At 73.7% G+C, this 12510-nt stretch carries 10 protein-coding genes; 2 read left to right on the top strand and 8 right to left on the bottom strand.

Annotation, left to right across the window (positions count from 1 at the left end):
• Window positions 1–3: 3 nt before the first annotated feature.
• The 6 genes from GOBS_RS04490 to GOBS_RS04465 form a co-directional block, all read right to left on the bottom strand.
• On the bottom strand, window positions 4–1104 hold the full coding sequence (locus GOBS_RS04490) for a resuscitation-promoting factor (RefSeq protein ID WP_012947108.1): 1101 nt from the start codon (window positions 1102–1104) through the stop codon (window positions 4–6).
• Between the two features lie 559 nt (window positions 1105–1663).
• On the bottom strand, window positions 1664–2503 hold the full coding sequence (locus tag GOBS_RS04485; protein ID WP_012947107.1) for a hypothetical protein: 840 nt from the start codon (window positions 2501–2503) through the stop codon (window positions 1664–1666).
• A 191-nt stretch (window positions 2504–2694) separates the two neighbouring features.
• On the bottom strand, window positions 2695–3558 hold the full coding sequence (locus GOBS_RS04480; protein WP_012947106.1) for a TatD family hydrolase: 864 nt from the start codon (window positions 3556–3558) through the stop codon (window positions 2695–2697).
• 73 nt (window positions 3559–3631) lie between these two features.
• On the bottom strand, window positions 3632–5425 hold the full coding sequence (gene metG, locus GOBS_RS04475; RefSeq protein ID WP_012947105.1) for a methionine--tRNA ligase: 1794 nt from the start codon (window positions 5423–5425) through the stop codon (window positions 3632–3634).
• Window positions 5426–5457: 32 nt separating this feature from the next.
• Complete coding sequence (locus tag GOBS_RS04470) at window positions 5458–6093, bottom strand: hypothetical protein (RefSeq protein ID WP_012947104.1); 636 nt, start codon at window positions 6091–6093, stop codon at window positions 5458–5460.
• 102 nt (window positions 6094–6195) lie between these two features.
• The gene (locus GOBS_RS04465; RefSeq protein ID WP_012947103.1) at window positions 6196–7698 is read right to left on the bottom strand and encodes an amino acid permease; all 1503 of its coding nucleotides are present in this window, start codon (window positions 7696–7698) and stop codon (window positions 6196–6198) included.
• Window positions 7699–7801: 103 nt separating this feature from the next.
• Here GOBS_RS04465 and corA point away from each other — a divergent pair, with 103 nt between their 5' ends.
• The gene (gene corA, locus GOBS_RS04460; RefSeq protein ID WP_012947102.1) at window positions 7802–8908 is read left to right on the top strand and encodes a magnesium/cobalt transporter CorA; all 1107 of its coding nucleotides are present in this window, start codon (window positions 7802–7804) and stop codon (window positions 8906–8908) included.
• A 76-nt stretch (window positions 8909–8984) separates the two neighbouring features.
• Here the strand turns inward: corA and GOBS_RS04455 are convergent, their stop codons facing one another.
• Entirely contained in the window at window positions 8985–9857 is an 873-nt protein-coding gene (locus GOBS_RS04455) for an endonuclease domain-containing protein (RefSeq protein ID WP_012947101.1), read from the bottom strand.
• Window positions 9858–9983: 126 nt separating this feature from the next.
• A complete protein-coding gene (gene rsmI, locus GOBS_RS04450; protein ID WP_012947100.1) occupies window positions 9984–10823 on the bottom strand; it encodes a 16S rRNA (cytidine(1402)-2'-O)-methyltransferase in 840 nt (279 codons plus the stop codon).
• A 154-nt stretch (window positions 10824–10977) separates the two neighbouring features.
• On the opposite strand from rsmI, the gene GOBS_RS04445 reads away from it, so the two are divergent.
• Window positions 10978–12501, top strand: a complete 1524-nt coding sequence (locus GOBS_RS04445; protein WP_012947099.1) for a dolichyl-phosphate-mannose--protein mannosyltransferase — start codon at window positions 10978–10980, stop codon at window positions 12499–12501.
• Window positions 12502–12510 lie beyond the last annotated feature (9 nt).

Genomic DNA, 12510 nt, shown 5'->3' with positions numbered 1-12510 from the left:
CGATCAGCTGAAGAGGTTCTTTCCGCAGTGCGGCCACTGCCCGGCGCCGGAGCGCTGGTAGAGCAGCTGCGCACGGTAGGTCTGCTCGTCGGCCGAGGCGGCGGCCGGGTCGCCGCTGCCGCCGACAGCGTTCCACGTCCCCTGCGAGAACTGGTACATGCCCCGGTACTTGCCGGTGCCACTCACCGCGTTCGGGCGGCCGCCGGACTCGCACGCCGCCAGGGCGGCCCAGTTCAGGCCGTCCGCGCTGGGCTTGTTGCCGGCGGAGACCGGGCGCTGCTTGGTGCCGACGGTGACCAGCTCGTCGACCGGCTCGCGGGTGACCCTGGTGGCCAGCTGCTCGCGGCCGGTCTCGACGCCGTCGGTCACGGTGACCCGGTAGGTGGTCACCTGCTCGCCCTCGACGCCCTCGCGGGTGACGGTCTCGTCGTCCTCGAAGGCGCTGGGGTCCTCGGTCTCGACGGTCCGGTAGTCGATCGTCGTGGGGACGGCGACCTCGCTGACCTGCACGCGGAAGACCTGCAGCCGCATGCGGGCCAGCAGCGCCTGCTCCGGGTACATGCTCGTGCGGTCGGTCGCGCCGAGGACGACGCCCTGCTCGGCGAGCAGGTCCCCGGCGGTGGCCGCGGTGGTGGTGACCACGCGCTCCTGGCCGTCGACGACGAGGGTGACGTCCTTGGGCGTGGTGATCGACAGGGCCATGCCGTCCAGCGGCAAGCGCTCGCTGCGGCTGGCGGAGACGACGAGGTCCTCGGCGCGGTAGCCGAGCTGCGCGAGCGCCTCGTCGACCGACAGCGCGGTCACGTAGACCTCGCTCTGCACCCCGTCCACGGTGAGCGTGAGCGGACGGGCACGGTTGAGCACGACCGTGTCGCCGTCGCTGACCGGGGCGGCGGCGTCCGGCAGGACGACGTCGTGCGACTGCGTCTGCAGCCCCTCCTCCTCGAGCACCTCACCGACCGTGCCGGCGTAGGTGCGGACCTCCCGCGCCTGACCGTCGACGGTCACCACCAGCGACTTCTGCGCGGCGAAGTAGGCCAGGGAGCCGCCCACGAGTCCCAGCAGGACGAGGGCGAGGAGGACGGACTTCAGGGATCGGGGCACGACTCTTCCAGGGCTCGAGGACCCGGGAGGAGGAGCACGCGCAGGTACACGCCGGCTGGCGGGTACCGAGCGCGACCCGGCTCGGACGGCAGTCGACCGGGAGACGGAGCTCCCGGTCGCGGTGCCCTCCGGGTCGGTTCCCACCCCGGCTGGTCACGACACGGTAACGGACACGATGTGTGTGGCAACGGTGCGCGACGAGTGAACCAGCGAGGCGATGTGTCGACTCGGGGACGCGCCGGCACGTTCCGTGACCGGCGCGCCGGGTGGGGCGGGTGTGACGAGTGCGCAGCGTGAGGTCGGCGGAGTGATCGAGCCCACAGCATGATCACGGGCCGAGAGCGGTGACTGGCCCGACCACCGAGAGGAGCCGCCCCGCGAGGCCGGGCAGCGCTCAGCGCACGCCGGGGACGGCTCTCGGCCGCGGTGCGGTCCGGAGGACCGCCATGTCACGGTGCGAGGACCGGGGGCCGGAGGCTCCCGCGATCGAGCACCGGGTGGGGCTCAGCTCAGGGCGGGAACGGCACCTGGCCGCGGTGTCGGCCGGTAGGCCGACAGGTCACGTCGTCAGCGCCCGGTCGTCGACCCGGACGGGCTTGAGCCAGGTGACCAGGAAGACGGCGAGCGCGAGGCCCGCGGCCAGCCCGGCGAAGCCCCCGGCCACGAGCGCCACGGGGAGCAGGTCGATGCCCTGGGTGACGCGGTCGCCGAGGTCGATGCCCGCCGTCAGCAGCAGGACCCCGAGGGGCAGCAGCGCCAGCACGCTGACGGCGGCGGTGACCAGGTGCGCCGTCCAGGTGCGCAGCGCCTCGTCGACCGGCACGTCGGCCCCCTCGGCGGGCAGCGGGCGCACCAGCGTCCGCAGCAGCGCCACCTCGGCGAGCACCCAGGCGACCAGCGGGACGGCGACGGCGACCCAGCCGACGCTGTCCGGGAGGTCGCCGCGCTGCCACGTGAGGACGGCGGTGGTCAGCTCGGCGGCGACGACCGCACGCATCGACCAGAGCAGCACCAGCGAGATGAGCTCGGACTGCCGGGGCCGGCGGGACGGAGAACTGGTCCGCCAGCGCGGCCGGGGGCGGGTCGCCTCGGCGAGGACGACGCCCAGCAGCAGCCCGAGGACGAGGGCCGGCAGCCAGAGGAACACCGACGCCTCACCGAACAGGGCGATGCTGCCGCCGATGCCGGCCACGCCGAGGACGAGACCGAGCCGGCGCACCCGCCGCCCGTGCTGCGCCTGACGCCCCAGCACGGCGAGCCCTTCCGGCGTGGGGGTGGTGAACCCGACCGCCGCGGCGGCGACGGCACGCCGGTCGGCGGCCAGGGCCCAGGCGCGGGCGAGCAGGACACCGGGGACCAGGACGGCGATGAAAAGCACGACGGCGATGAGGCGGCCCACGACGCCAGTGTCCCCCCGAACTGCGCGACGTGACGTGTTCTGTCATGACACTGCGATGGCCGCTGGCCGCCCGGCGCTCGCCGCAGGGCCCCGCGGCGAGCGCCGGCGAGGCGTGGGTGCGGGACCGGCACGGCCGGCCCCGCTGCAGGGGCCCGCGCCGAGCCCGCGAGGCGTGGAGGCAGCGGGGTCCTTCACCAGCTCCCGAAGACGCGTTCGGCGGTGGTGGTGAGGTGGGCGCAGAGCTCCTCCAGCTCGACGCCGGTCACCTCCGCCAGTGCGCGCACCGTGTGCGGCACCAGCCGCGAGGCGTTGGGCCGGCCGCGGTACGGAACCGGTGTCAGGAACGGCGAGTCGGTCTCCACGAGCAGCTGCCCGACCGGCGCCAGCGCGGCGGCCTCCCGCAGGTAGCCGGCGTTGGCGAAGGTCAGCGTGCCCGCGAAGGACAGCACGAAGCCCCGCTCGACGCAGGCCCGGGCGAAGGAGGCGTCGCCGGAGAAGCAGTGCAGGACCGTGTGCTCGGGAGCGCCCTCGTCCGCCAGCACCCGGAGGACCTCCTCGTGGGCGTCGCGGTCGTGGATGACCAGCGCGACGCCGCGGTCCTCGGCGATCCGGATGTGCGCCCGGAAGGACGCCTCCTGCGCCGCCCAGCCGTCGGGTCCGGTGCGGTAGCGGTCGAGCCCGGTCTCCCCCACCGCCCGTACCCGGGGCAGCGCCGCGAGCCGGTCGATCTCGGCCAGCGCGTCGTCGGTCGCCGCGCCCGCACCCGCCTCGTTCGGGTGCAGGGCGACGGCGGCCAGCACGTTCGGGTGCCGGGCGGCGAGCTCGGCCGACCAGCGGGAGGAGCCGACGTCCACCCCGACCTGCACCAGCCGCGGGACGCCCACGGCGACGGCGGCCTCGATCTCGTCGTCGACGGCCCGGTCGTCCGGCCGCCGGTCGCCGTCGAGGGTGATGTCGAGGTGGGTGTGGCTGTCGACCGCCGGGGACGGGAGCGGCTCCGGGGGCGGCGGCTTCTCGCCTCTCCGGTTCGCCCGCGACGCAGCTGACCGGCTCACACCGAGCCCTCGCCGGCGCTCGGGCTCGGCTCTCGCCGGGCTGCTCCGTCCATCGGTGAGCTCGCGAGCTCGCTCACTCGTCCCCTTCGAGCCGGCGCAGCTCCTCCTCGACGATCGACTCGTCGAGCTTCTTGAACACCGGGGTGGGCGGCGACAGCGGCGTCCCCGGGGGGAGCGGCCGGGACGCCCACACCGCCTGCCCCTGGGCGTGGTCGCCGGTGATGATCGGGTACGGCGAGCCGTCGTCGAGGTCGGTGACCTCCTCGATCCGCGGCGCCGGCGACCAGACGCCGGTCCCGCCGAGCAGCTCGTGCACCTTCTGCGCGGAGTGCGGGAGGAACGGGGTGAGCAGCGCGTTGCAGTCGCTGACCGCCTGCAGCGCGGTGTGCAGCACGGTGTCCCGGCGGGCCGGGTCCTCCTTGAGCTTCCACGGCGCCTGGTCGGACAGGTACTTGTTGGCCTCCCCGACCACCCGCATCGCCTCCGCGGCCGCGGCCTTTTGCCGGTTGCGCGACAGCAGCTCGCCGACCGGCCCGAACGCGCCCGAGGTCGTGCCCAGCAGCGCTCGGTCGGCGTCGGTCAGCTCCCCCGGGGTCGGGACGGCGCCGACGTTCTTCGCGGCCATCGACACCGTGCGGTTGACCAGGTTGCCCCACCCGGCGACCAGCTCGTCGTTGTTGCGGCGCAGGAACTCCGCCCAGGTGAAGTCGGTGTCCTGGGACTCCGGCCCGGCCGCGGCGATGAAGTAGCGCAGCGCGTCGGCGTCGTAGCGGGCCAGGAAGTCGCGCACGTAGATGACGACCTGGCGGGACGAGCTGAACTTGCGCCCCTCCATGGTCAGGAACTCGCTGGAGACCACCTCGGTGGGCAGGTTGAGCCGGCCCAGCGAGCCCGGGGTGCCGCCCTTGTCGCCCTCGCCGTTGTAGCCGAGCAGCTGGGCGGGCCAGATCTCGGCGTGGAAGACGATGTTGTCCTTGCCCATGAAGTAGTAGGCGGACGCGTCCGGCGTCTGCCACCACTGGCGCCACGCGTCGTCGTCCCCGGAGCGGCGCGCCCACTCGATGGAGGCCGACAGGTAGCCGACGACGGCGTCGAACCAGACGTAGATGCGCTTGTCGGGGCGATCGCGCCAGCCCTCGAGCGGCACCGGCACGCCCCAGTCGATGTCGCGGGTGTAGCTGCGCGGCTTGAGGTCGGTGAGCAGGTTCTTCGCGAAGTTGAGGACGTTGGGCCGCCACCCCTTGCGGCTGTCCAGCCAGTCGCCCAGCGAGCGGGTGAAGGCCGGCAGGTCGAGGAAGTAGTGCTCCTCCTCCACGAACTTCGGCGTCTCGCCGTTGATCCGGCTCCGGGGGTTGATCAGGTCGACCGGGTCCAGCTGGTTGCCGCAGTTGTCGCACTGGTCACCGCGGGCGCCGTCGTAGCCGCAGATCGGGCAGGTGCCCTCGATGTAGCGGTCGGGCAGGGTGCGCCCGGTCGACGGGCTGATCGCGCCGAGCGTCGTCTTCGGGAAGACGTACCCGTTCTTGAGCAGGCCGAGGAAGATCTCCTGGCTGATCGCCGCGTGGTTGCCCGTGGTCGTCCGGGTGAACAGGTCGTAGGACAGCCCGAGCGACTGCAGGTCGCCGACGATGACCCGGTTGTTGCGGTCGGCGATCTCCCGCGGGCTCACGCCCTCCGCGTCGGCGGCGACGGTGATCGGCGTGCCGTGCTCGTCGGTGCCGCTGACCATCAGCACCCGGTCACCCACCATGCGGTGGTAGCGGCTGAAGACGTCGGAGGGGACGCCGAAGCCGGAGACGTGGCCGATGTGCCGCGGGCCGTTGGCGTAGGGCCAGGCCACGGCGGTCAGGATGTGCCGATCACTCACGGCACGAGCCTAGGCGGCAGCGTCCAGCCGGTTCAGGGGCGGCTGGTGCCCACCGTCGCCGGGGCCTCGGGAGCCGCGCCGGGCACCGGGGTGGTGAGCGCGACGGTGACCAGGGCCAGGCCGATGAGGGCGAGGGTGACCGCCCGGGTCCGCGGGCCGACGGCGGCCGGCTCGGGGTGGCGCACCGCTGGGTGCGGCCCCTGCGCCACCCAGTCCACCGTCGAGGGCGCGCCGGCCAGCAGCAGCTTCCCCACCGGCAGGCCGAGGGTCAGCAGCGCCAGCGCCGGCAGCGGCAGGCCCACCGGCAGGGTGTCGAACAGGGGGGTGAGCAGCGCGAGCGCCATCAGCGCCCCCACCAGCGCCACCTCCGCGGTGGCCACGGCGGTGTGGACCCGCCGTCCGGACCGGTCGAGCAGCAGCACCCCACCGCCGGCGCACAGCACCACCCACCCGGCGAGCAGGAGCAGCACGACGGCGACGACCGGGCCCGCCGGCCGCAGCGGGGACAGCAGCAGGCCGTCCAGCCCGGTCAGCCCGCCGGCCAGCAGCGCCACCGCCTCCACGAGGCCGACGGCCGCGGCCGCCAGCACGGCGGCCGGCGGCCGGCGGCGGTCGGGGGACGACGGCGCGGGCGGGGTCTCGCGGGCGTCGAGGACGGTGCTCGCCACGGGTGTGCTCTCCCTGGCCGGGGACGTCGGTCACCGGTCGGGTCGGCGCGGGCAGCGGGCGGCTGGAGGTGCTGCGCGGGCGGCCTCACCCCTCCGATGGGGTCAGCGGCGGGCGATGTTGTCGGCGGCCGACATCCGTTCCCCGGTGGCCATCCGGCTGCGGCGGCGGCCGTAGACGAAGTACATGCCGACGCCGAGCGCCATCCAGACGAGGAAGCGCAGCCACGTGTCGGTGGGCAGGTTGGACATCAGCCACAGGGAGGCCAGTGCCGACACGATCGGCAGGACCGGGACCCACGGCACCCGGAAGGAACGGTGCAGGTCCGGACGGGTCCGCCGCAGCACCCAGACGCCGATCGACACGAGGAAGAAGGCGAACAGCGTGCCGATGTTCACCAGCTCCGCGAGTGCGGTGAGCGGCACGAACCCGGCGAGCAGCGCGACCACGATCCCGGTGACGATCGTGATGCGGTACGGGGTGCCGTACCGGGGGTGGACCTTCGCCAGGCCGGGCGGGAGCAGGTGGTCGCGGCTCATCGCGAACAGCACCCGCGACTGACCGAGCATCAGGATCATGACCACCGAGGTGAGCCCGGCCAGCGCGCCGATCGAGATGAGGCTCGCGAAGACGGGCCACCCGTTGGCCGAGAAGGCGCCCGCCAGCGGCGCGGTGGCGCTCAGCTCGGTGTAGTTCTGCATCCCCACGACCACCAGCGAGACCATCACGTACAGGAGGGTGCAGATCGCCAGCGAGCCGAGGATCCCGCGCGGCATGTCCCGCTTGGGGTCGCGGGTCTCCTCGGCGGCGGTGGCCACGATGTCGAAGCCGATGAACGCGAAGAACACGATCGCGGCGCCGGCGAGCACGCCGCCCCAGCCGTACGTGCCGGGGCTGAACCCGGTGAGCACCGAGATCAGTGGCGTGTGCAGCCAGCCCTCCTCCCCCGCCGCCGCGGGCTGCGCGGGCGGGACGAACGGCGTGTAGTTCTCGGCCTTGGTCAGGAAGAACCCGACCCCGATCACCAGCAGGACGACGACCAGCTTGATCGCCACGATGATCGCGGTGACCCGCGAGGAGAGCTTGATCCCGAGGATGAGGACGCCGGTCATCACCAGCGTGATCAGGATAGCGGGGATGTTGACCGTCGCCGTCTCGCCGGCGATCGACGACGGCAGGGGCGTGCCGATGTCGTCGAGCAGCTGGTTGAGGTAGCCCGACCAGCCGACGGACACCGTCGCCGCGCCCAGCGCGAGTTCGAGGACGAGGTCCCAGCCGATGATCCAGGCGATGAACTCGCCGAAGGTGGCGTAGGAGAACGTGTACGCCGACCCGGCGACCGGCACCGTCGAGGCGAACTCGGCGTAGCAGATCGCTGCCAGCCCGCACACGATGCCGGCGATGACGAACGAGATCGCCACGGCCGGGCCCGCTTGGTCCCGGGCGACGATGCCGGTGAGCACGAAGATGCCGGTCCCGATGATGACGCCGACGCCGAAGACCGTGAGGTCCAGGCCCGACAGGTTTTTCTTGAGCCGGTGCTCCGGCTCGTCGGTGTCGCGGATGGAGTCCTCGACGGACTTCACCCGGCGCGTGTTGACGGCCACGACGCCCCGTCCTCTCGTCAGATCCGGACCCCGCGAGCGTGGCACGAGTGCCGCCGACCCGCATGCCTACGCTGTGCCGTCGACCCGCTCGAGAGGAGTGCCGATGCCTGGCACGGAGGCCCCCCGCGGAGCTCCCCGCGAGCTGCCGACGGAGCTCCCGTCGACCCGTCCGCGGCCGGACAGCCGGCCGCGCACGACGCCGTCCCGGCCGGACGGCCTCGGCCCGGTCGTCGACTGCGCCGTCTACGTCGGCGGACACCGGGAGCCCCCGGTCGAGCCGCAGGAGGCGCTGCAGGCCGCCGTCGACAGCGGCGGCTTCGTCTGGCTCGGGCTCTACGCGCCGACCGAGGACGAGCTGGGCGCCATCGCCGAGCACTACCGGCTGCACCCGCTGGCCGTCGAGGACGCCGTCTACGCCCACCAGCGGCCCAAGCTCGAGCGCTACGACGACGTCCTGTTCATGGTGCTGACCACCGCCCGGTACGTGGAGCACGACCGGCTGACCGCGACCAGCGAGGTCGTCGACACGGGCGAGGTCATGGTCTTCGTCGGGCCGCACTACGTGATCACCGTGCGGCACGGCGAGCACGGCGGCCTGGCCGACCTGCGCCGCGGCCTGGAGTCGCAGCCGGACCTGCTGTGCCTGGGGCCCTCGTCGGTGCTCTACGCGGTCGCCGACAGCGTGGTCGACTCCTTCGTGGACGTCGCGACCGCGGTCGAGGAGGACGTCGAGGAGCTCGAGGCCTCGGTGTTCAGCCCGGAGCGGACCGACGACATCGGCCGGCTCTACCAGCTCAAGCGGGAGCTGCTGTCGCTGCGTCGGGCGGTCTCCCCGCTGGAGGTACCGCTGGAGAAGCTGGCCGAGAAGCAGATCGACGTCGTCCCGGCGGCGATGCGGTCCTACTTCCGCGACGTCGAGGACCACGCCATCCGGGTGCGCGACCAGGTGGCCGCCCTCGACGAACTGCTGACCTCGATCCTGCAGGCGTCGCTGGCCCGAACGTCGATGGCCGACAACGAGGACATGCGCAAGATCAGCGCCTGGGCCGGCATCATCGCCGTCCCCACGGCCATCGCCGGGATCTACGGGATGAACTTCGAGTTCATGCCCGAGCTGCAGTGGCGCTACGGCTACTTCACGGTGCTGCTGCTCATCGTGACCGCCTGCGTGCTGCTCTACCGCGGCTTCAAGCGCAACGGCTGGCTGTGATGCCGCGGCCCGGTTCGCGTCGTGTGCACACAGCGGGAACCGGACGGCGTCGTGAGCGCAAGGAGTGCACACGCCGTCATCCGTGCAGCGCCGCCCGGATGGTGGCGAGGAGCTGGACGGGACGGTGCAGGTCGGCCGCGGTCACGAAGACGACGGTCCAACCGGCGGCCTGCAGCCGGTTCAGCCGCTGCCGGTCGCGGGCGAACTGACCCGGCTCGGCGTGCCGTGCCCCGTCGTACTCGACGGCGAGCCTGAGTTCGGGCCATGCGAAGTCCACCCTGGCGACCTCGCGCCCCTGGTGCCGGACCACGTACTGCGCGACCGGCGCAGGGAGGCCCCCGTCGGCCCTCAGGAGGCGCAGCCGCGTCTCCTGCGGTGATCCGGCCAGGCCGTCCGCCCGGGCACAGGCCCGTCGCGCCCGGGTGGAGGCAGCGCCAGGCGTCGCGGCGCGGGCACGGAGCGAAGCGAGATCGACGACCCCGGCAGCGACCATCCGGTCGATCGCCACCACGGCCTCGTCCAGTCCGAGGAGCGACGCCGCACGGAGCGTCGCCGCCAGCGGGGAGACCACCCGCACGCGGTCGACCACCCGGACGTCGGCGGGTTCCAGCGGCAAGCGGCGTACCCGCCGGCCCGCGATACGGCGGGGGTGCGACCCCGGCGGGAGCACCAGCTCCACGTCGTCCCGCTCGTCCGCGAGGTCGACACCCCACAGCACGGCCGCGCTGATGCCCGAGACGACGGATCCCGGGAGGAGCAGCCGGGCCGCTGCCCGCGCACGCAGTCGGTGCGTGTCCGGCACCCGGGCGTCGACGTACACGTCCCGGAAGACCTGGCGACACGTCGGACCGCGCAGTCGGGCGGGGCTCAGCAGACCACGCCGGACGACGTCAGTCCCCCGGAAGAGGTGGTCGCGCAGCGGTTCGGGCAGTGGTCCCGACGGCGGCACCCGCGAAGGCTGACGAGCCGGCCACGGGCGCCCTCCCCTGCCGTCCACAGGCGACGTCGTGTGCACGGAACACGGTCCGGGCGTCCATCGGACAACGCTGTGTGCACACGACGCAGGCGCGCGCGGCTAGCCGGACTTGGCGGCGACGACGGCGTCGTAGACGGTGCGGCGCGGCAGCCCCGTGCGGAGGACGACGGCGCGGATGGCGTCCTTGCGGGTCGCGCCCGCGGCCTCCTCCGCGGCGACCTCCGCGGCCAGCTCGGCCGGCGAGAGCGACACCGGCTCCGCGGGCGCGCCACCGACGACCAGGGTGATCTCCCCGCGCACGCCGTCGGCGGCCCACTCGGCCAGCGACGCCAGCGGACCCCGGCGGACCTCCTCGTGGGTCTTGGTCAGCTCCCGGCAGACCGCGGCAGACCGCTCGGGACCGAACGCGGCGGCGGCGTCGGTGAGCGCGTCGGCCAGCCGGTGCGGCGACTCGAAGAACACCATCGTGCGCCGCTCGTCGACCAGCCCGGCCAGCCTCGACCGGCGCTCCCCCGCCTTGCGCGGGAGGAAGCCCTCGAAGCAGAAGCGGTCGACCGGCAGGCCGGACACCGCCAGCGCGGTGATCACCGCCGACGGCCCGGGCACTGAGGTCACCTCGACGCCGGCGTCGATCGCCGCGCGCACGAGCGTGTAGCCGGGGTCGGAGACCGAGGGCATCCCGGCGTCGGTGAGCAGCAGCACGGTCTTGCCCTGGTCGAGCGCGGTCAGCAGCCCGGGCAGCCGGGAGCGCTCGACCGACTCGTGGAAGGTGACCACGCGGCCGGTCAGCTGCACCTCGAGGTCGGCGGCGAGGCGGTGCAGCCGGCGGGTGTCCTCGACGGCGAGCACGTCCGCGGTCGCCATCGCCGTGCGCAGCCGCGGGCCGACGTCGCCGGGCTGACCGAGCGGAGCGCCACCGAGCACGAGCCGTCCGATCATGTGCACGAGCCTGTCACGACGACCGCCGCAGGCCCGCCTGCAGGGGCCCGCCGGCCCCGTTCCGGGTCCCGCCCTCAGCCTGCGGAGGATGGGGAGGACGGGGTCCTCCCACGAGCGCCGGGGGGCAGGCGGGTCCCTTCACTACCCTGGCCGCATGGCGGTGCTGGCTCCCGAGCGCACGGACCGGGAACCCGGCGAGCTCCGCCCGGCCCGGTCGCGTCGACGTCCGCTCCCCCGGCCGCGCCGCGACACCACCCCGCCGCTGCCCGCCGACCGGGCCCTCGCATGGGTGCTCACCGCCCTGCTGGGGCTGGGTGCCTTCGCCGTGCGGCTGTGGGAGATCGACTACCCGCCGGACCTGCTCTTCGACGAGGCGTACTACCCGCCGGAGGCGCGCGAGCTGCTCGAGTGGGGCCACGAGTACAACCGCGGCTACACGTTCATCGTCCACCCGCCGCTGGGCAAGTGGCTGATCGCCGGCGGCATCGGGCTGTTCGGCTACGACTCCTTCGGCTGGCGGTTCCCCTCCGCGGTCGCCGGGAGCATCGCGGTCGTCGTGCTGACCCGGCTGACCCGGCGGCTGACCGGCTCGACGCTGCTCGGCCTGGTCGCCGGGCTGCTGCTCGCGCTGGACGGCCTCGCCTTCACGCTGTCGCGGATCGGCCTGCTCGACGTCTTCCTGCAGGTGTTCGTGCTGTCCGCGGTGGCCTGCCTGGTCGTCGACCGGGACCGGGTGCGCGCACGCATCCGAGCGGGCACGACGGCGGCGACCGGCTTCGCGCTCGGCCCGCGCGGGTGGCGGCTGGCCGCCGGGTTCCTGTTCGGCTGCGCCTGCGCGGTGAAGTGGAGCGGGGTCTACTTCCTCGCCGCCTTCGCGGTGCTGAGCCTGTTGTGGGACCGCGCCGCCTGGCGTGAGTCCGGCGTCCCCCGCCCGACCCTGACCGCTGCGCGGCGCGGCCTGCCCGGTGCGCTGTGGGCGCTGGCCGCCGTGCCGGTGCTCACCTACGTCGCGAGCTTCACCGGCTGGTTCCTGGGCGAGACCTCGCAGGGCAAGGCGTGGGCGCAGCAGAACCCGGGGACGGCGTTCCCGTGGGTGCCCGACGCGCTGCGCTCGCTGTGGCACCAGCACGCCGAGTGGCTGACCTTCCACAACGGCCTGTCCACGCCGCACCCGTGGGAGTCCGGGCCGTGGAGCTGGCTGGTCAACGGCCGGCCGATCCTGCTGTGGAACCCGCAGGGCCTCACCGACGCCGCCGGCGACCAGGTCGTCCGCTACATCCTCATGGTGGGGACGCCGACCCTCTGGTTCGCCTTCGCGCCCGCGCTGGGCTGGCTGGCCTGGCGACTGGTCGCCCGCCGCGACCCCGCTGCGCTGGTCGTCGCCGTCGCGGTCGCCGCCGGCTGGGGCACCTGGTTCCTCAACCCCGAGCGCACGATGTTCGCCTTCTACACCGCGCCGGTGCTGCCGTTCTTCGTGCTCGCCGTCGTCCTGGTGCTGCAGGACGTCCTCGGCCGTCCCGGGGACCCTCGGCTGCGCCGGCAGGTCGGCCTGGGCGTCGTGGCCCTCTACGTCGGCGTGGTGGCGGCGACCTTCGTCCACTTCCTCCCCGTGCTCACCGGGGAGCCGCTCTCGCACGCCGAGTGGCTCGACCGCATGTGGTTCCCGTCCTGGTTCTGACCCCCGGAG

Source organism: Geodermatophilus obscurus DSM 43160 (assembly GCF_000025345.1).
In the GTDB taxonomy this organism is placed as follows: Bacteria; Actinomycetota; Actinomycetes; order Mycobacteriales; family Geodermatophilaceae; genus Geodermatophilus; species Geodermatophilus obscurus.
The sequence above is the reverse complement of the archived record's forward strand: the minus strand, read 5'-3'. Positions and strand labels throughout refer to the sequence as shown.